This is a genomic window from Hymenobacter aquaticus (assembly GCF_004765605.1).
Taxonomy (GTDB): Bacteria; Bacteroidota; Bacteroidia; order Cytophagales; family Hymenobacteraceae; genus Hymenobacter; species Hymenobacter aquaticus.
Genome location: NZ_SRLC01000001.1, coordinates 87,226 through 105,695 on the forward strand (window position 1 = coordinate 87,226; position 18,470 = coordinate 105,695).

The window sequence follows — 18,470 nt, forward strand, 5'->3', positions numbered from 1 at the left end:
GAAAAGCCGGGCTGCCAGGGGCCGGTGGTTCAGCGGAGGCCGCCGCAAACCTAGCGGTGGGGTTCGTCGGGGCGCCGGGGGGCGGTGGCGGCGCGCAGCGTGTTCAGCCGGTCGAGCTTACCCGAGGCCGTGGTGCGAAACTGCGGCACGTACACCAGCTCCCGGGGCCGCTCGTAGCGCTCCAGCCGCTCGGCCAGCAACGCCAGCAGCCGCGCGGCCTGGGCCTCCGACAGCGGCGTGCCCTCCAGAAAAGCCGTGACCTGCTCGCCCAGGCGGGCATCGGGGCGGCCGGCCACGAAGGCGCGGCGCGTGGGCAGGTTCAGCTCGACCAAGGCCACTTCCAGCACTTTTTCCACCTTCTCGGCCTGCACTTTCACCCCGCCGGAGTTGATGACGAAGTCGGCGCGGCCCAGCCACTCGAAGGTGTGCTCATCCAGCAGCGTTACCCGGTCGTTGGTCGTAATCAGGCGGTCATCCGTCACGTCGGCGCGCACCGTCAGGCAGCCGCGCCCGTCCTGCCCGATGTGGATGCCGGGCAGGGCGCGGTACGTATGCGTGGCCGTGGGGCCGTTGAGGCGACGCAGGGCAATGTGGGAGGCCGTTTCGGTCATGCCATACGTCAGGTACACCGGCACTTTCAGCGGCTGCAGGGCTTTTTCCAGGCTGCTTTCCACCGTGGCCCCGCCCACCAGAATGGCTTTCAGGCGGTTGAGCCGGGGCAGGTACGCCGGCGTGAGCACCTCGCGCATCTGCAACGGCACGAAGGAGGCGAAGTCGAACTCGGCCGTGGGCGGCACCAGGGCCAGCGGGTCGGCGTGGGGCTCCACGATGGTCAGGTGCAGGTTCAGCTCTAGGCCGCGCACCAGCATCATCATGCCGCCCACAAACTCGCAGTTCAAGCACACCAGCATCCGGTCGCCGGGGCCCAGGTCGAAGTAGTCGCCGGTGCGGCGGGCCGAGGCCGCCAGCTGCCGCCGCCGCATCGTCACGAGCTGCGGCTTGCCGGTGGAGCCGGAGGTGCGCAGGCCAAACTCCTGGGCCCCGTTCAGCCACTGCCGGCAGAAATCCAGCACCTTGGCCTCGTAGCCGTTCAGGTCGACGGGGCTGCCTGCGGGGTACTGCTTGATGTCGGCGTAGCGAAATTCGCGGCCGTTGAGCAGCAGGGAGTCGGGCAGGAGCGGGGTAGAGGAGGCAGCAGACATGGGCAAAAACGGGAAAGCGCGGAGGGCAAAGATTCACGGAATACAACTACTTCCGCATACGAAGCTCCCGCCGGAAAGCTCCCGGAGTTTGTTTGGCGCTAACACTCAGCGACATGAATTTCGGTTCGGCGGCTACTTGGTGGAGTAATACGAGTCGTTGATAACGGTGGCTTTCCGGCGCATGGCTTCCGGCCAGCCGTGGGGCAGGATGGTCAGGTTGTCTTTCTCCAGCAGGGCCAGCTTGTGGCGCACCGCCGCCTGCATGGCCGCGGGCAGCGCGTAAAACGCCTTCTCCACCTGAATGGAGCGTTGAATATCCAGCACGCCGGCTTGGTGGCGCAGGGCTATTTTCCGGCCCCGGTAATACAGAATAAGCTTGATGCGGCCCTCATCGTCCCCGGCCGAGGTGCCGTATACCAGTATAGGGTCAATTTCCCCGTCCCGGTCGTAGTCCTGGAAAGCGCAGTACTTGGTCCAGAACCATATCGACTTTTCCTCGCGGGCCTGGTCCACGAAGTCGTTGACTTCCCAGCTGCGGGTCAGCTTGCCGCCCGGGGCGGTCAGCACCACGGCCTGGATGCGGCGGTTGAGCGTGTCGTTGCCCTCTGCTACCACGTCGCGGCTTTCCGTCAGGACGTAGTAGCGAAGCCCGGTTTTGTCGGGGCACTTGTACACCCGGAACACCGGGTAGGTGATGCGCAGCTCCCGCTTCACCGCGTCGGGCAGCAGGGCCCGGGCCTGGCCGGTGGTCAGCACCACGCTGGTGGTGGGCGGGGTTTGGGCCCCGCAGGGCGCCGCGGAAAACGCTGAAAGCAGCAGTAGAAACAGGGCGGTACGTAGCATGGGAAACAGGCGGAAGATAAATGGACCCCGGTCCGGGAGCCGGCGCGGAAAGGAGCTGCAAGCTGCTGAATTGGGCGCGCACTACCGCCGCCCCCGCCCGCTGCGGCTTGACTTTAACGCCGATAAATGTCTATCTTAGGTTCCCTACCAGCTCCCCGTCGCCATGTCTGCTACCAGCTTGCCCTCGTTTGCACTAGCGCGCACCTTTGTGTTTCGGCGCTACCTCACCTTGCGCACCCACCTGGCGGCCCCCGCGCCCGACCTGGCGGCGGAAGCGGCCCGCAAAGCCCGCAAGCGGCGGAAGAAACAGGCTAAGCACGAGCGGCTGCGCAACTTTTTCGGCTGGTGGGAAGGCTGCGCCGCCTACGCCTCAATATTTTAGACTGTTGAACGTACCACCTGGCCCGGCCTTGTCCTCCGCTTACGGGGGCCCCGGCCGGGCTTGCTGTTTGCCTACTGCACGTACAGCAGCACCGACGAATACGGCCGGGCCGGGGTGTACTTGTCGTTGAGCAGGAAATAGCCGTTTTGGTAGGCCGCAATACCTTCCCAGTTGTAATTCATGTAGCGCGGGGGCAAGTCGGCCAGGGGCTGCCAGCGGAAGTGCCGGCCCCGCCGCCGAAGCGTAACCAGGCGGCAGTAGCTTTGGTACGTGGTGCCGCTTTTGATGAGCCCCGTATTGGCCGGGTCGGTGTCGGGCGTGCGGTACACCGCTTCTTCGCCCCCGCCTTGGAAAAAGTAGTTGATGGCCGTGAAGCGCCGCCGCCCGGTGCGGGTGATGTCGGTGAGGCGGAACGGCAGCGGCTCGATGGGCAAGGCCTTGCCGGCCCCGGGGCCGCCCTTCACCGGCAACTGGTACGCGTAGCTGCCGCCGGCGAAATAGTTGTACTCGAAAAAACCGAACAGCCGGCCCCGGTCGGTGGTCAGGGCCTCGAAGCCGGCGTTGTAGACGTGGGTGCCGTCGGCAAACGTGGGCTTGGGAATGGGTTGCAGAAAGGTTGTGTCCAGCACCACGGCGGTGCCCGTGAGCGTGCCTCGCAGCAGGTAGCAGTTGGTAGACGGCGTGGTGGTTTCCACCGACAGGTAGAGCGTGCTGCCCACCATCGTCAGGGCCTCCAGGCCTTCGTACACCTGGTGTTGCCCGTTGATTTTGCCGCGCAGAATTTCCAGGTTGCGAATCGGGAAGGTGCGGTGGGGCAGCGCGTAGGCCGTATCCGTGAGCTGGCGGCTCAGGTCGCTCAGCTTCAGGCCGTAGAGCTTGGCTTCGGCACGGTCCTGCAGCCGACTTTCCGACAGCAGAAGCAGCTGCTGATCCACGATATAGAGGCCCGAAAACTGGTTGTCCGGATCGGCCAGCTCCCGGGGTAGGGTGAGGCGCCGCACCCGCAGCTCGGGCCGCTGCTGCGCCTGGCTGCCGGCCGCCACTAGCACGAGCAGCGCCGCCGCAAGGCCGGACTTCAACGGAAGGGAGAAAGAAGGAAAAAAGCCACGGAGCGCCACGCGGGAAGAAACTAAGAAGCCGGAGGAAAAAAGCTGGCGTTAGATGGTCGTGGCAATAACGGTCGTCATCAGGGACGACATCATCGTCATGTAGTAGTTGGCGCAGTGAATGGCGGTCAGCACCAGGGCGTCCTTATCCGCCAACGCCTCAAACAGCTCGGTGCTGCTGACCGTGTAGTCGTGGTTGGTTTTGTTCCACTGATAATCGGGCTCAATAACGAGCAGCTCCCGCTTGTCTTTGTCGAGCAGCACGTACCGGGTCTTGGCCACCCCCTGGCTCTTTAGCACGAAAGCCCGGTTTTCTCCCCCCAGGCGCGACTTCAGCACGATACTGCCCTCCCAGTGCATCCGGAAGCTGAGCACCACGCTTTCCCCGTTCTTCACCTCAATGGTGGTACCCCACCGCCCCCGGGGCTCAATGCGGAACGTTGGGCCTTCGGCCAGCGCCAGCACGGCCTTAAAAGAAAACCACTTAGTGTATTTCAGCTCCCCGCGCACGGCGGCCCCGGCCAGCAGCGTAAACGTGCGCTTGTCGGTCGACTTAATGAGGTACTGAGCCATGAGAATGAGACAAACGATAAGAATGAATCAGGGCCGTGGCCCCCAAGCGGCACCGGCTTATTTGCTTTTGGCGGCTTCGGGCAGCAGCTGGAAATACGTGGCTTTGAAGCGGCCATCGACCACCGCGCCCTGCACCTGCGCCTGCCGGATGGCCTGGCAGAAGCCATCTTTGGCGTGCGCGTCGCCGTGCGAGTCGATGGTGGTGCCATCCACGAAGTAGGCCTTGCCGTCGGCCAAGCGCACGGCCAGGTCGCAGCCTTTACCCGGCAGGCCCAGCCGGCACTGCCCGCAGGAGGCCTCCACCAGCAACGTTTGCTTGGCTTTATCAGGCTCCGGTGCGGCGCTAACGGCGGGCTTGGCGGTTTGGGCTTGGGCCGTCAGTTGGGTGGCAACAAGAAAAAGCAGCAGGAAAAACGGCTTCATGGTGCGGCAAGTAAGGCGGGGAGAAACAATAAGCGGCAAGATACCCAGGCCGGCGGAAGTCCCCGACAAAAAAACGGCCCGCACCCTAAGGTACGAGCCGTTGGCAATAGCGGCGGATAAGTTGCCGCTACGGAAACTTCGGGAACTTCGAGAAGTCGGGCTTGCGCTCAATTAAGCGTGTTTTATTCCTCATTTTGTCCTGGTCTGCTTTCAGTTAGTTGAAGCCGATACTTGAGCGACTGATGTGTTCTAAAAGGCTTTTCTATATTTAATTTCAAGTTGGGTAAACTTGATAAGTATTCCCAACGACCTTGTTTCTTCTGTCCAATAATAGAATTGTCGAAGAGAAAATTCAGATGTTTTCTTATATCTCCTTCAGTAGAGTTTGTAAACTCAGATCTGTGTTTTTTCTCGAACTCATTATATGTAAATGTTTCTACTTGTATTGTCTGCAATATGGAAAACAGGCTTTCTATCTCTGGAAATTGGTTTGCCCATTCGTCTATAATTTCATTGTATACACTTACAGAGGCGTCGTATGCTGCGTCGTAAAGTTCGTTTGTTGTGTATAGTCCTGTTTTATTTTCCTTATGCTGTTTGCGAATATTGTTGAAGTATATGATGACATCTCTTGGTCTGAAAAAAGACCTGCGAGTTATATATTTAAATGGAGGAGTGCCCTGTCTAACGAATGATGCTTCGAATAATGAGTCGCTTTTTTTTGTCGTATCTAATGTAACATCACTGGGTTTGTATTTTTTTATTCGTTCAAAAAACATAGTATCTAGGGAGTCATTGTCCCATGAAATGACAATTGCGCTATCTTGATACAGTTTATTTTTGTCATTAAATCTTAATGTTTCATAGATGTCAGTTCTCAAAAAGGGTATAACCTTTAGATTGTTTTTTAACGAACCATCTATTGCTATGTTGCGACAAACATTTATTAGATTTATTAAAACTTTGCTATATTCTTCTATTTCACCATTGAGCCAATTTTCGTCCAATTGATCGAGAATTATAAGAAATTTTTTATTTTCAACATTATTTTTAAAAATTGTTTCAAAGTAAGATAATAAAGTAAAAGCGTTGGATCTTAGTGTGGTTTGTAATTGCTTATTATCAGCAACCTCGTCGAATGATACTTCACCGACATTGAAACTGGCATCATCTATATCCATGCCAGGTAAACTTAGTTTATTAAGTCTAGCTAATTTGGAAAATAGTACTTCCATTATAGTAGGGTCTGGGTTGCCAAAAATTTTATCTATATATTTTTTTGCCCATATTAACTCTTTAGATAATTTTTCACGGTTGGTTTCTTTTATTTCTATTAGCTTCGATATTAGTTTAACGAAAAAAAGAAAACGCCAGCTTTTTTGATATGCGCTAAGCTCGCCTGCTATAGATTCTTTGTAGAGTTTATGGGCGGGCCATGGGTAGTCTTTGAAATTGAGTGATACAACAATGTTATTATTTATATCAATAGGTTTAGCTCTTTCTAAATATTTGTAAATTGCAGTTTTGCCGGTTCCTTTTCTTCCTAGTAACAGCCAATACTTGCTGTTTACTATTTTTTCAAGTTCGGGGGTCAATAAGAAATACTCTTGTAGTTCTGTGTCGGTTTCTGCTGAAACTTCAAATTCTGGGAGCCAATTCTTTATGTCTGTCATAATTGGTTAGTTTAAAAAAAACAATCAGGAGAAAAAGGTATTTATAACTATAAAACAGAACAGCCTACTCACCAAGGGTAGACTGTTCTGTTCTATATGCCGCTACGGAAATTTCGGGAACTTCGAGAAGTCGGGCTTGCGCTTCTCGATAAAGGCGTTTTTGCCTTCCTTGGCTTCCTCGGAGAGGTAATACAGCAGCGTGGCGTTGCCGGCCAGCTCCTGAATACCCGCCTGCCCGTCGAGCTCCGCGTTGAACGAGGACTTGAGCATGCGCAACGCCAAAGGGCTTTTCTCCAGAATCTTCTTGCACCAGGCCACCGTGGTTTCCTCCAGCTTGTCCAGCGGCACCACTTTGTTCACCAGGCCCATGTCGAGGGCTTCCTGGGCGTCGTACTGGTCGCAGAGAAACCAGATTTCGCGGGCCTTTTTCTGCCCTACCACCCGGGCCAGGTAGGAAGCGCCGAAGCCGCCGTCGAACGAGCCCACGTTGGGGCCGGTCTGGCCGAAGCGGGCGTTGTCGGCCGCGATGCTCAGGTCGCAGACCACGTGCAGCACGTGGCCGCCCCCAATGGCCCAGCCGGCCACCATCGCCACCACGGGCTTCGGAATCGAGCGGATCATTTTCTGCAGGTCCAGCACGTTCAGGCGCGGTACCGTGTCTTCGCCCACGTAGCCGCCGTGGCCCCGCACGCTCTGGTCGCCGCCCGAGCAGAAGGCCTTGCCGCCTTCACCGGTGAGCACCACCACGCCGATGTCGGTGCGGTTGCGGCAGATGTCCATGGCCTCAATCATTTCCTGCACCGTGAGCGGGGTGAAGGCATTGTGGACCTGGGGGCGGTTGATGCTGATTTTGGCGATACCCTCGTGGAAGGTGAAGAGGATTTCGCGGAACTCCTTAATCGGAGTCCAGGTAATTTGTTCGGCCATAGTTGTTCGGGTTTTCCACTGCGTACCTCAGCGTTTTCTTCTGCGCTCCTCTGCGGGAAATATCGTTGAACGACGGGTTCCCGCAGAGGAGCGCAGAGGAAACGCTGAGGTACGCAGAACTATTCAAGAGAAAGAAGTTCGGACTGCTTTTCGGTATTCTTCAAAGAAAGCGGCGTTGGTAGCGCTGTCGGTGGTTATTTCGAGCAGGGCCGCGCCACTTACGGGTGCAAAGAAAGCGGATAGCGCCAACTTCAGCTCGGGGAAGGTGTCGGCCGTGAAATAGCGCATGCCGAAGTCGCGGGCGGTATTCTCGGCCGTCAGGGGCTGGCGGGTTTCGAATAGCTCCTCCAGCTCGGGCTGCTGGCGGGGCCCGTCGATGAGCCGGAAAATGCCGCCCGCGTGGTTGTTAAAGAGCACTACCCGCAGGTTGGGCGTGGGGTAATTCTGCCAAAAGGCGTTGCGGTCGTAGAAAAACGCCACGTCGCCGGTGAGCAGCACCACGGGCCGCTCGGGCCGGGCCAGGGCCGCACCCACGGCCGTGCTGGTGCAGCCGTCGATGCCGCTGGTGCCTCGGTTAGCAAACACCTCCACCCGGCGGTTGTCCGGAATGCCCAGAATGTTGGCGTAGCGCACGGCCATGCTGTTGGCCAGATGCAGGGCCGTGCCGTCCGGGAGGTGGCGCAGGGTGTGGTAAAAGGCCGTAAACTCGTTGAAAGGCTGGTCTTCCTGGCTCAAAAAGTCGTGCAGAAAATCCTGGGCCCAGCTTTCGGCTTTGTGCCAGGGCGTGCTATACGCCGCTTTGGCCGCCGCGTCGGCTTCCGTCAGGGCCCAGCCGCTGGTGGGCCACACCAGGCGCGGCGGGGTCGCGCCTGGAATCGAACCTGGTTCAGCAGCTTCGGTGCCTGTTATACTGTCCGTTTTACCCGCTTCTTTCGCCGCCGCCGTATCTTCCGCCGACGTCAGGCCGCCGAACAGGGAGTAGTCGGTAGCCACCAGCTGCTCGAAAAAGGTGAGCGGCTCCAGCCGAATGATGCGGGTCAGGGACTTAAACGTATCGGCCACCGGGCCAGCCGCCTGCACGTGCCAGTGCTGGGCCGGCCGCGAGTCGCGCAGGTAGAGCTTCAGGGCTTTGGAAATCAGGGACTGGCCGAAGGTAATCAGCAGGTCGGGCCGCAGGGCTTCCTTCAGGCCCCGCTCGGGCACGGCCATAAACACGTCCTGCTTGCCGAGTGGCGCCGTGCGCAGGTCGTAGGTGGCCCCCACGGGCTGGTGCAGGTTGGAAATAACGTCGCCCACGACTGGCACCTGGTAGGCGGCCGTAAACCGGCGCAGGGCCAGCAGCAGCGCGTCGTCGGGGTGGTGCTGGCCGGCCACTACCAGCACCCGGGGCGTCTGGCGCAGCGCGTGCCGCAGGGCCACCAGCTCGGGGCCGGGCAGGGCCAGGCGGGCCGGCGTCTCCCGGATGACGCGCACGGCTTCAAACTGCAGCTCTTCCCCGGCTTTGGGGTAGAACGGCTCCCGCAGCGGCACGTTCACCTGCACGGGCCCGGCCGGAAACTGCTGGGCCAGGTTAATGGCTTCCGACACCAGGCGAGCCGAGTGCCACTTGGCGTCGGGGTGGGTCGTATCGGCCGGAAACGAGAAGGTGCCTTTGGCGTGGACCCCGTACAGATCGGCCTGCCGGATGGTCTGCCCGTCGAGCTGATCAATCCACTCCGGGGGCCGGTCGGCGGTAAACACCACCAGCGGAATCTGTTGGAAATAGGCCTCGGCCACGGCCGGCGCGTAGTTCAGGCCCGCCGTGCCGGAGGTGCATACCAGCGCCACGGCCCGCTTCTGGCTTTGAGCCAGCCCCAGCCCGATAAAGGCCGCGGCCCGCTCGTCGGGCACGGTGCGCACCCTGATGCCGGGGTGGCGGGCAAAGGCAATGGTGAGCGGCGCGCACCGGGAGCCCGGCGACAACACCACGTCCGTAATGCCCATCTGCGCGCAGATTTCCGCAATATTATAAACAGCCTGCATCGGTGAAGTGGTGAATGAGTGAATGAGTGAAGTGGGCAAAGAGAAGAGGTGGTTCTGGGCTGATCTGCGCCGATAAAACGAAAAACTCACTCATTCACCATTTCACTCATTCACCGCAAGATGGCTCCTATGGTACTGAGTTTCATTTCCGTTTCCTGCCACTCGCGCTCCGGGTCGGAGTCGACGGTAAGGCCGGTGCCCGCGTACAGAACGGCTTCGTGGGAGCGAAGTTGCAGGCAGCGCAGATTCACGAACAGCCGGGAAACGCCGCTGCTAGGCAGGTTTACCGGGCCCAGAAAGCCGCTGTAGTAGGCCCGGTCGTAGCCTTCGTGCTCCTGTAAAAACGTCAGGGCCGCCTGCTTGGGCATGCCGCCCACGGCCGAGGTGGGGTGCAGCAGGCGCAGCATGTCGGTGCCCAGGGTGGGGAAGGGCACCTGGCGCAGGTGCACGGCAAAATCGGTGCGCAGGTGCAGCAGCTGGCCCGCCACCACCGTACGGGGGCCGGTTTCCTCGTACTCGCGCAGGCGCAGCTGCTTAAAGCAGCTCACGATGTAGCGCGCCACCAGGGCCTGCTCCTCAATTTCCTTCTGCCGCCAGATGGCGTGGTGGGGCAGGGCGCCGGGCGCCAGGGCCTGGGTGCCGGCCAGGGCCATCGTCCGGAAAATGCCCTGCTCGTCGATTTCGGCCAGCACCTCGGGCGACGCGCCCAGCCAGGTGCCCGCCCCCGGCGCGCTGACCAGCGACACGAAGGCGCGGGGGTAGCGCGCGCACAAATCCCGGAAGGCCCGCAGCACGTCGAAGCCCGCGGGCAGGGGCCGCCGCGCCGCCCGCGACGACACCACTTTCACTACCTGTCCGCTTCGAATGGCCGCCACCCCGGTTTCTACCAGGTGGTGATATTCTTCGGGCGTAGCCGTGTGGGGCGCGGGCTGGGCGCTCTGGTGCCAGGGCAGGGGCTGAGGCACTGCGGCGTGCTCGGTGGCCACGAAAGCCAGCAGCTGACTGGCCCGGTTATCAGTCGAGTCGAGGTGGAGCTGATTGGGCAGCTCGGCGTTCCAGTAAATGTCGGCGGGCAGAAACAGCGCCGGGTTGTGGTCGGAGTCGCGGAACGGAAAAAAGGCGAAGCCCGCCGGAGCCTCGGGCGTGAGGGCCGGGGGCAGGCCCGTCAGGGCCGCGTCGGCCGACCGGCTGATGCACACCTGGGCGTGCTCGGTCCCGGGCAGGCGCCAGGCGGCTACCGGCAGCTGCTGCTCCAGGGCAAAGGCAAACAGCTGCCGTTGCTGCTCCGGCAGCTCGGGCACCGGGCCGGGCCAGGGTACTATCCGGGGAAGCGGCTGGCTCATGCCCGGGGCTCGGCGCCGGCCGGCAGGTCGATGACGGCCATCGTGATGCGGCTGACGCACACCAGCACGCCGGTTTCTTCGTGGGTAATGCGGATTTCCCACACCTGGGTGCTGCGGCCCACGTGCAGGGCCGTGGCCCGGCCCACCACCCAGCCCGAGTGCACACCCTTGAGATGATTCGCGTTGATTTCCAGCCCCACGCAGGCCTTTTTGCGTACGTCTACCTGTAGGGCCGCGCCAATGCTGCCCAGCGTTTCGGCCAGTGCTACCGAGGCGCCGCCGTGCAGCAGGCCCATGGGCTGGTGCGTGCGGCGGTCCACGGGCATGCGGCCCACCAGCAGCCGGTCGCCAACTTCAGTGATTTCAATACCAAGGTGTTCGCCCAGCGTATTGCGGCACCAGGCGTTGAGCTGGGCCAGGTCGGCGGTAGGATATGCCATGCAGTAGAAGCGGAATTAAACGGATTCAGGGCCGGAAAGCAGTACTTTCGGGGCCAAACAACAAAGCTAGCGGGAAAGTGAGCGTCAAAAAAATATACCTCATCCGGCACGGGCAAACCGACTTCAACGTGGCCGGTATCGTGCAGGGCTCCGGCGTCGACTCGGACCTGAACGAGGCCGGCCATCGGCAGGCGGCCCGCTTTTTCGCGGTCTACCAGCAGCTGCCCTTCGACAAGGTGTATACCTCTACGCTAAAACGCACCCATCAGTCGGTGCAGGGCTTTCTGGACCTGCACTTGCCCCACGAGGAGCACAGCGGCCTCAACGAGATTAGCTGGGGCGTGCGCGAGGGTCTGCGCATCACCCCCGACGAAGACGAAGAGTACCACGGCGTGCTGCAGCAGTGGCAGCGGGGCGAAACCCACGCCCGCCTGCTGGGCGGCGAAAGTCCGGATGAAGTGGCGGCCCGGCAGCGCCCGTTCATTGAGCTGCTGCGCAGCCGCCCCGAGGAAGAAACCGTGCTGGTGTGCATGCACGGCCGGGCCATGCGCGTGCTGCTGTGCCAGCTGCTGAACTACCCGCTCCGCTGCATGGACTCGTTCGAGCACCGCAACCTGTGCCTGTATAAGCTGCACTACACGGGCAGCATGTTTTCCGTCAACAGCTTTCTGGATGTAACCCACCTGAACGAATGTTAGCCGCGTTTGGGGCAATCCGGAGGCTGGTAGTAAAGGGAGTGGTGTAATCCGGAACGCCGGCTCCTACCAATTTGCTAATAGTCTGACGGCTACTGCGCGGGGCGAAAATTCGCTACGCGGCCGGGCCGGGTTGCCGCAACGTTATAGTTTGCACCCGAAGATTTTCGGGCTAATTTTGACCCTACACAACACAATCGAAGACGCAGATGGCCGAAATCATAAAAATGCCCAAAATGAGCGACACCATGACCGAGGGGGTCATTGCGTCGTGGCTCAAAAAGGTGGGTGATAAAGTCAAATCCGGGGACGTCCTGGCCGAAGTAGAAACCGACAAGGCCACGATGGAGTTGGAAAACTACGAGGACGGCACCCTGCTCTACATTGGTCCTAAAGAAACCGAATCGGTGCCCGTGGATGGCGTGTTGGCCATCGTCGGCAAAGAAGGCGAAGATATTTCCGCCCTGCTCAGCCAGATTCAGGGTGGCGGCGCGCCGGCCGCGGCAGCTCCGGCTCCGGAAGCGGCACCCGCTCCGGCTCCTGCCGCTGCTCCGGCCCCTGCCGCTGCTCCCGCTCCCGCTCCTGCTCCAGTAGCCGCTGCGCCGGCAGCTCCCGCCGGCAACGGCAAGAAGGCTACCGTTATCCGGATGCCGAAAATGAGCGACACGATGACGGAAGGCACCATTGCCTCCTGGCAGAAAAAAGTAGGCGACAAAGTGAAGTCCGGCGACGTGCTGGCCGAAGTCGAAACCGACAAGGCGACGATGGAGCTGGAAAACTACGACGACGGTACGCTGCTCTACATCGGCCCCAAAGAAGGCGAAGCCGTAGCCGTGGATGGCATTCTGGCCATCATCGGCGAAGAAGGCGCCGACATTCAAAGCCTACTCGGCGGGCAGTCGGGTGGTGCGGCACCGGCCCCGGCGGCCGCTCCCGCCGCTGAAGCTGCTCCGGCTGCGTCGGCTCCGGCGCCGGCTGCTCCGGTAGCGGCCGCGGCGGCCGCGCCGCAGGCGGCTACTACCACTGGTGGCCGGCTGTTTGCCTCGCCATTGGCTAAGAGCATTGCCCGCGAGAAAGGCATCGACCTGAACACCATCAAAGGCTCGGGCGAAAACGGCCGCATCGTGTCGCGCGACCTGGAAAGCGCCCAGCCCGGCGCGGCCCCGGCCGCTGCTCCGCAAGCTGCTCCGGCCGCCGCGCCGCAGGCGGCCCCCGCTGCTGCTGCGCCCCAGGCTGCCGCACCAGCTCCGGCTGCTGCCCCCGCCGCTCAGCCCGCCGACGGCACCTACACCGACACGCCCGTGTCGCAGATGCGTAAAGTCATTGCCCGCCGCCTCTCGGAAAGCCTGTTCACGGCCCCGCATTTCTATCTGACGATGGAAATCCTGATGGACCGGGCTATGGAAGTCCGTACCCAGCTCAACACCCTCTCGCCGGTGAAGCTCAGCTTCAACGACCTGGTTATCAAGGCGGCCGCCGTGGCCCTGAAGCAGCACCCGGCCGTTAACTCGTCGTGGCTCGGCGACAAAATCCGCCAGAACAAGGTGGTCAACATCGGCGTGGCCGTAGCCGTGGACGAAGGTCTGCTGGTGCCCGTGGTGCGCAACGCCGACGGCAAAGGCCTCGCGACTATTGCCACGGAAGTGAAAGAGCTGGCCGGCAAAGCCAAATCGAAGAAGCTGCAGCCCGCCGAGTGGGAGGGCAGCACCTTCACCATCTCCAACCTGGGCATGTTCGGCATCGAGGAGTTCACGGCCATCATCAACCCGCCGGATGCCTGCATCCTGGCCGTGGGCGGCATCAAGCAGACCGCCGTGGTACGCGACGGGCAGCTGGCCATTGGCAACGTCATGAAAGTAACCCTCTCGTGCGACCACCGCGTGGTGGACGGCGCGACCGGGGCGGCTTTCCTGCAGACGCTCAAGGCCCTGCTGGAAGACCCGATGAAAATGCTGATCTGATAGCCAGAGCGCAGCTTTATTGCCAGTAACAGAAAAACCAGCCCCATCCGGCTGGTTTTTTTGCTGAAGGACCTACTTCATTGCAAAACCCCTATACTTGCCGGTGAGGGAGGCATTGAGGCCAATGCTGCCCGGTTATTCACCAATTCAACTCTGAGTATGCGGAAAAGTATAGCTGTAGTAGCCCTGTGCATGGCCAGTGCCACGGCCTGGGGGCAGAGTCAGACGCTCAGTGGCCGGGTGCTGGATGCTGCCGGCCGGCCCGTCATCGGGGCCACCGTGGTGGAGAAAGGCACCAACAACGGTACGGCCACCGACAACGCGGGCCGCTTCACCTTATCGTCGCGGACCAGCAGCCCGCGCCTGCTCATCAGCTCCATCGGCTTTGCCCCGCAGGAGGTGACGGCCGGCAGCGGCGAAATCAGCGTGAGCCTGGCCGAGGCCACCACCAGCCTGGGCACCGTGCAGGTGGTCGGCTCGCGCAGCCAGAACCGCTCCGTGACCGACTCGCCCTCGCCAGTGGACATTATCGACCTGCGCGAGGTGACCACCAAAACCGGCCAACTCGACGTGAACCAGCTGCTGCAATTTGTGGCGCCTTCCTTCAACTCCAACCGCCAGACCGGCTCCGACGGGGCCGACCACGTGGACCCGGCCTCCCTGCGCGGCCTGGGCCCCGACCAGACCCTGGTGCTGGTAAACGGCAAGCGCCAGCACCAGTCGGCCCTGGTGAACCTGTTTGGCTCGCGGGGCCGCGGCAATACCGGCACCGACCTGAACGTCATTCCGGCCGCCAGCATCGAGCGAATCGAGATTCTGCGCGACGGGGCGGCGGCCCAGTACGGCTCCGACGCCATTGCCGGTGTGATTAACATCGTGCTGAAAAGCTCCGTCGATGAGCTGACGGCCAGCGTGAACTACGGCGCCTACGAGGCCAAATACCGCCGCGACGACCAGAAGTTTGACGGCGGCAACTTCAACGCCAACGTCAACTACGGTCTGGGGCTGGGGGAGCGGGGCAGCTTTATCAACGCCACGCTCGACTTCAACCAGCGCCAGCACACCCAGCGGGCCGATGTGCCCTCACCCGACGGGCTGGCCCGGCGCGAGTACGGCGACCCGAAGGTATCGAACGTGTCGGCGTACCTGAACTCCAAGTTTGCCGTCAGCGACCAGACCTACGTGTACGCTTTCGGCGGGGCTAACAAGCGCCAGGGTGACGCCTACGCCTGGACGCGCTTTGCCGACGACGACCGGAACGTGCCCGCCATTTACCCCAACGGCTTCGACCCCATCATTACCAGCGACATCTGGGACGCGTCGGCCGTGCTGGGTTTGCGCACTAAGCTCGGCGAGTGGGATTTGGACCTGAGCAACAACTTCGGGTCCAACCGCTTCGAGTACGGCGTGCGCAACTCCCTGAATGCCTCGCTGGGCGCCAGTTCACCCACCAGCTTCAGGGCCGGCGGCTTCCAGTTGCAGCAGCAGGTGCAAAGCGTGGGCCTCACGCGCAACTACAAAACCGTATTGCAGGGCCTGAACCTGGCGGCCGGGGCCGAGTGGCGGCACGAGTGGTACACCTTGTTTGCGGGTGAGGAAAAGTCGTACCGCAACTACAACGCCGACTTTACCGGCGGCTCCCAGGGCTTCCCCGGCTTCCAGCCCAGTGACGAAATAAAGGCCCAGCGCGACAACCTGGGCCTGTACGTGGATGCTGAGCTGAGCGTGACGGCCCAGTGGCTGGTGGCTGCCGCGCTGCGCTACGAGCACTACACCGACTTCGGCAGCACGCTCACCTACAAGGCATCCACGCGCTACAACCTGACCGAATTTCTGACCCTGCGGGGTACTTACAGCACCGGCTTCCGGGCCCCGTCTTTGGCCCAGATCAACTTCAACTCCACTTTTACCAACTTCATCGGCGGCGACCCGGTGGAAGTGCTGCTGGCCCGTAACAACAGCGCCGTAACCCAGAAGCTGGGCATTCCGAGCCTGCGCCAGGAAACCTCCAACAGCGCCAACATCGGCCTGACCAGCCGCATCGGCTCGTCCTTGAGCCTGACGCTGGATGGCTACTACATCAAGGTAAAGGACCGCGTGGTGCTCACCAGCCAGTTTAGTGCCCGCGACGGGGATGATAACCTGGACCCCGTTATCGGGGCCGACCTGGAGGCGCTGGGCGTGGGGCAGGCGCAGTTTTTTGCCAATGCCGCCGATACCCGCTCTTTGGGTCTGGATGTGGTGCTGAACCACACCGCTACGTTGGGCACCGGCCGGCTAAGCTCCACGTTGGCCGCCAACTTCAACCGCCTGCGCATCGAGCGGGTGCAGACCTCGGGCCGCCTGGCCGGGCGGGAGGAGGAGTTCTTTGGAGCCCGGGAGCAGGCCTTCGTGAAAGCCTCGGCGCCGCCCTCCAAAATCAACCTGACCTTCGACTACAAAGTCAGCAAGTGGGGCGCGCTGCTGCGCTTCGTGCGCTTCGATAAGGTGCAGCTTATCGACTGGGACGGGGCTCCGATGAACTATAAGGCCCGCATCACCACCGACCTGACCGTGAGCTACTCACTCAACGACCATTTGCAGCTGGCCGTGGGCAGCACTAATCTGGGCAACGTGTATCCCACGCTGTTCAACCCTCAGTTGACCGAAACCGGCGGCGCCTGGGACCCGGTGCAGATGGGGGCCAACGGTCGGTTTTACTTTGCTAAATTGCAGGCCCGTTTCTAAGCAGGTGCCAGCTACGCGTTAACTGTCATCCTGGCGAAGGAAGGACCTTATCCGGATAGAACGAATCGTAACACCGATTCTCGTTTCATCCGGATAAGGTCCTTCGCTTTACTCAGGATGACAAGCGTTTTTCGGCCCCTGCCAACCAACACCTGACAACTACCCAACATGAGAATCCGCTCTACTACCGTGCTTGGCGTGCGCCACAACGGCGAAATTGCCCTCGGCGCCGACGGCCAGGCGACTATGGATAAGCACGTGGCCAAGAGCAACGTGCGCAAGGTGCGCAAGCTCCAGGACGGCAAGGTCGTCACGGGCTTTGCCGGCTCCACGGCCGATGCCTTCATGCTGCTCGATAAGTTCGAGGAAAAGCTCGGCGGCTACGGCGGGCAGCTGCGCCGCGCCGCCATCGAGTTGGCCAAGGAGTGGCGCAAAGACCAGTACCTGCGCAAGCTCGAAGCCATGATGGTGGTCTGCGACAAGGACGAGCTGCTCATCATTGCCGGCACCGGCGACGTGCTGGAGCCTGACTCCGACGTGGCCGCCATCGGCTCGGGGGCCATGTACGCCCAGGCCGCCGCCCTGGCCCTGAAAAAGCATGCGCCCCACCTCACGGCCCGCCAGATGGTGGAAGAAGCCCTGCACATTGCCGCCGACATCTGCATCTACACCAACCACAACCTGATGATTGAGCAGCCGGTATAGGTTGTTATTGCTTGGTGCCTGATGCTTGGTGCTTAGTTGCACGGAGCGTTAGGTAGCGGGCACAGTTTCTTAATTTCTGTCTTTTTTTACCGCTGAAGCTGTCAGTAGTAACTGCTACTAAGCACTAGGCACTAAGCACCAAGCACTAACATGCAAATCACCAACTTCCTCAAGCACCACTACCGCCACTTCAACGCTGCTGCCCTGATTGATGCCGCCGAAGGCTACAACAAGCACCTGGCCGAAGGCGGTAAGATGATGATTACCCTGGCCGGCGCCATGAGCACCGCCGAAATGGGCATCCAGCTGGCCGAATTGATTCGCCAGGACAAGGTCCAGATCATCAGCTGCACCGGTGCCAACCTGGAAGAGGATATCTTCAACCTGGTAGCCCACGACTTCTACGAGCGGGTGCCCAACTACCGCGACCTGACGCCCGCCGACGAGCAGGCCCTGCTGGAGCGCCACATGAACCGCGTAACCGACACCTGCATTCCCGAGGAAGAAGCCATGCGCCGCCTCGAGCACTCGGTACTGAAGTTCTGGGAGAAGGCCGATAAGGCCGGCGAGCAGTACTTTCCCCACGAGTTCTTCTACCAGATCCTGAAGTCGGGCGAGCTGGAGCAGTACTACCAGATTGACCCCAAGGACAGTTGGATGCTGGCCGCCGCCGAGAAAAACCTGCCCATCATCTGCCCCGGTTGGGAAGACAGCACGCTGGGCAACATCTTCGCCGGCCACGTTATCAGCGGCGACATCAAGAACGTGCACACCGTGCGCACCGGTATCGAGTACATGATTTACCTGGCCGACTGGTACACCCAGCAGGCCACCGAGGAAAGCAAAGTGGGCTTCTTCCAGATTGGCGGCGGCATTGCCGGCGACTTCCCCATCTGCGTAGTACCCATGCTGCACCAGGACCTGGGCCGCACCAGCGTGCCGCTGTGGGGCTACTTCTGCCAGATTTCGGACTCGACCACCTCGTACGGCTCCTACTCCGGTGCCGTGCCGAACGAGAAAATCACCTGGGGCAAGCTGGGCCAGGACACGCCCAAGTTCATCATCGAGTCGGACGCGACCATCGTGGCCCCGCTGGTGTTTGCTATGGTGCTGGGGCAATAGTTCAGCCCTGTAATAGTTGATTTTGGAAAACGGACTGGCGCGCTGCCAGTCCGTTTTCTTGTTTTCGGGGCCTGCTGGTTGGCGTCCTTAGGTTGCCGGCCGCTGCTTAGGCTACGGTTAGCAGCAATGAAGCTGGGCAGCAGAATAGACCATCGAAAGCGCTTGGCTCTGCCGCCGCCAGCTGACCGAACTGAGTTGAGCAACTTGCAGAATGGCGCGTTTAACAATATAGAGTATTGAAGATTAATATATTCTTGCGAATGTTCTAATCATATTGAGTAAAGAAACATTTATACTTGTATTCGCTTAGATCTTATTTCCCTCAC

At 60.7% G+C, this 18,470-nt stretch carries 16 protein-coding genes; 6 read left to right on the forward strand and 10 right to left on the reverse strand.

The window, feature by feature from the left end:
• Positions 1–50: 50 nt before the first annotated feature.
• Positions 51–1,202, reverse strand: a complete 1,152-nt coding sequence (locus E5K00_RS00370) for an AMP-binding protein (RefSeq protein ID WP_135460619.1) — start codon at positions 1,200–1,202, stop codon at positions 51–53.
• Positions 1,203–1,334: 132 nt separating this feature from the next.
• Complete coding sequence (locus tag E5K00_RS00375; RefSeq protein WP_135460620.1) at positions 1,335–2,045, reverse strand: M949_RS01915 family surface polysaccharide biosynthesis protein; 711 nt, start codon at positions 2,043–2,045, stop codon at positions 1,335–1,337.
• 163 nt (positions 2,046–2,208) lie between these two features.
• On the opposite strand from E5K00_RS00375, the gene E5K00_RS00380 reads away from it, so the two are divergent.
• Positions 2,209–2,427 carry a hypothetical protein gene (locus E5K00_RS00380; RefSeq protein ID WP_135460621.1) on the forward strand — a complete coding sequence of 73 codons (219 nt, stop codon included), beginning with the start codon at positions 2,209–2,211 and terminating at the stop codon, positions 2,425–2,427.
• A gap of 71 nt (positions 2,428–2,498) precedes the next feature.
• Here the strand turns inward: E5K00_RS00380 and E5K00_RS00385 are convergent, their stop codons facing one another.
• The 8 genes from E5K00_RS00385 to E5K00_RS00420 all read right to left on the reverse strand — a co-directional run bounded on the left by E5K00_RS00385 (position 2,499) and on the right by E5K00_RS00420 (position 10,934).
• The gene (locus tag E5K00_RS00385; RefSeq protein ID WP_135460622.1) at positions 2,499–3,506 is read right to left on the reverse strand and encodes a hypothetical protein; all 1,008 of its coding nucleotides are present in this window, start codon (positions 3,504–3,506) and stop codon (positions 2,499–2,501) included.
• A 78-nt stretch (positions 3,507–3,584) separates the two neighbouring features.
• Positions 3,585–4,106, reverse strand: a complete 522-nt coding sequence (locus E5K00_RS00390) for a hypothetical protein (RefSeq protein ID WP_135460623.1) — start codon at positions 4,104–4,106, stop codon at positions 3,585–3,587.
• A 57-nt stretch (positions 4,107–4,163) separates the two neighbouring features.
• A complete protein-coding gene (locus E5K00_RS00395; protein WP_135460624.1) occupies positions 4,164–4,529 on the reverse strand; it encodes a DUF6370 family protein in 366 nt (121 codons plus the stop codon).
• Between the two features lie 182 nt (positions 4,530–4,711).
• A complete protein-coding gene (locus tag E5K00_RS00400) occupies positions 4,712–6,202 on the reverse strand; it encodes a P-loop ATPase, Sll1717 family (RefSeq protein ID WP_135460625.1) in 1,491 nt (496 codons plus the stop codon).
• 102 nt (positions 6,203–6,304) lie between these two features.
• Complete coding sequence (gene menB, locus E5K00_RS00405; RefSeq protein WP_135460626.1) at positions 6,305–7,129, reverse strand: 1,4-dihydroxy-2-naphthoyl-CoA synthase; 825 nt, start codon at positions 7,127–7,129, stop codon at positions 6,305–6,307.
• A gap of 123 nt (positions 7,130–7,252) precedes the next feature.
• On the reverse strand, positions 7,253–9,151 hold the full coding sequence (gene menD, locus E5K00_RS00410; RefSeq protein WP_135460627.1) for a 2-succinyl-5-enolpyruvyl-6-hydroxy-3-cyclohexene-1-carboxylic-acid synthase: 1,899 nt from the start codon (positions 9,149–9,151) through the stop codon (positions 7,253–7,255).
• 110 nt (positions 9,152–9,261) lie between these two features.
• Positions 9,262–10,494 (reverse strand): chorismate-binding protein, encoded by a 1,233-nt coding sequence (locus tag E5K00_RS00415; RefSeq protein WP_135460628.1) that lies wholly within the window; start codon positions 10,492–10,494, stop codon positions 9,262–9,264.
• The gene (locus tag E5K00_RS00420; protein ID WP_135460629.1) at positions 10,491–10,934 is read right to left on the reverse strand and encodes a hotdog fold thioesterase; all 444 of its coding nucleotides are present in this window, start codon (positions 10,932–10,934) and stop codon (positions 10,491–10,493) included. Before E5K00_RS00420 ends, E5K00_RS00415 begins: the two co-directional genes overlap by 4 nt.
• A gap of 77 nt (positions 10,935–11,011) precedes the next feature.
• Here E5K00_RS00420 and E5K00_RS00425 point away from each other — a divergent pair, with 77 nt between their 5' ends.
• The 5 genes from E5K00_RS00425 to E5K00_RS00445 all read left to right on the forward strand — a co-directional run bounded on the left by E5K00_RS00425 (position 11,012) and on the right by E5K00_RS00445 (position 18,144).
• Positions 11,012–11,632, forward strand: a complete 621-nt coding sequence (locus E5K00_RS00425; protein ID WP_135460630.1) for a histidine phosphatase family protein — start codon at positions 11,012–11,014, stop codon at positions 11,630–11,632.
• 206 nt (positions 11,633–11,838) lie between these two features.
• Positions 11,839–13,590, forward strand: coding sequence for a pyruvate dehydrogenase complex dihydrolipoamide acetyltransferase (locus tag E5K00_RS00430; RefSeq protein WP_135460631.1), 1,752 nt, complete (start codon positions 11,839–11,841; stop codon positions 13,588–13,590).
• A gap of 159 nt (positions 13,591–13,749) precedes the next feature.
• On the forward strand, positions 13,750–16,317 hold the full coding sequence (locus E5K00_RS00435; RefSeq protein ID WP_135460632.1) for a TonB-dependent receptor: 2,568 nt from the start codon (positions 13,750–13,752) through the stop codon (positions 16,315–16,317).
• 168 nt (positions 16,318–16,485) lie between these two features.
• Positions 16,486–17,022, forward strand: coding sequence for an ATP-dependent protease subunit HslV (hslV, locus tag E5K00_RS00440; protein ID WP_135460633.1), 537 nt, complete (start codon positions 16,486–16,488; stop codon positions 17,020–17,022).
• 150 nt (positions 17,023–17,172) lie between these two features.
• Positions 17,173–18,144, forward strand: coding sequence for a deoxyhypusine synthase family protein (locus E5K00_RS00445; protein WP_044016978.1), 972 nt, complete (start codon positions 17,173–17,175; stop codon positions 18,142–18,144).
• The last annotated feature ends 326 nt before the right edge of the window (positions 18,145–18,470 follow it).

Excerpts from the sequence above, each read along its gene's own strand:
- E5K00_RS00370 (WP_135460619.1), bottom strand. The coding sequence starts at position 1,202 with ATGTCTGCTGCCTCCTCTACCCCGCTCCTGCCCGACTCCCTGCTGCTC.
- E5K00_RS00375 (WP_135460620.1), bottom strand. The coding sequence starts at position 2,045 with ATGCTACGTACCGCCCTGTTTCTACTGCTGCTTTCAGCGTTTTCCGCG.
- E5K00_RS00380 (WP_135460621.1), top strand. The coding sequence starts at position 2,209 with ATGTCTGCTACCAGCTTGCCCTCGTTTGCACTAGCGCGCACCTTTGTG.
- E5K00_RS00390 (WP_135460623.1), bottom strand. The coding sequence starts at position 4,106 with ATGGCTCAGTACCTCATTAAGTCGACCGACAAGCGCACGTTTACGCTG.
- E5K00_RS00395 (WP_135460624.1), bottom strand. The coding sequence starts at position 4,529 with ATGAAGCCGTTTTTCCTGCTGCTTTTTCTTGTTGCCACCCAACTGACG.
- E5K00_RS00400 (WP_135460625.1), bottom strand. The coding sequence starts at position 6,202 with ATGACAGACATAAAGAATTGGCTCCCAGAATTTGAAGTTTCAGCAGAA.
- menB (WP_135460626.1), bottom strand. The coding sequence starts at position 7,129 with ATGGCCGAACAAATTACCTGGACTCCGATTAAGGAGTTCCGCGAAATC.
- menD (WP_135460627.1), bottom strand. The coding sequence starts at position 9,151 with ATGCAGGCTGTTTATAATATTGCGGAAATCTGCGCGCAGATGGGCATT.
- E5K00_RS00415 (WP_135460628.1), bottom strand. The coding sequence starts at position 10,494 with ATGAGCCAGCCGCTTCCCCGGATAGTACCCTGGCCCGGCCCGGTGCCC.
- E5K00_RS00420 (WP_135460629.1), bottom strand. The coding sequence starts at position 10,934 with ATGGCATATCCTACCGCCGACCTGGCCCAGCTCAACGCCTGGTGCCGC.
- E5K00_RS00430 (WP_135460631.1), top strand. The coding sequence starts at position 11,839 with ATGGCCGAAATCATAAAAATGCCCAAAATGAGCGACACCATGACCGAG.
- E5K00_RS00435 (WP_135460632.1), top strand. The coding sequence starts at position 13,750 with ATGCGGAAAAGTATAGCTGTAGTAGCCCTGTGCATGGCCAGTGCCACG.
- hslV (WP_135460633.1), top strand. The coding sequence starts at position 16,486 with ATGAGAATCCGCTCTACTACCGTGCTTGGCGTGCGCCACAACGGCGAA.
- E5K00_RS00445 (WP_044016978.1), top strand. The coding sequence starts at position 17,173 with ATGCAAATCACCAACTTCCTCAAGCACCACTACCGCCACTTCAACGCT.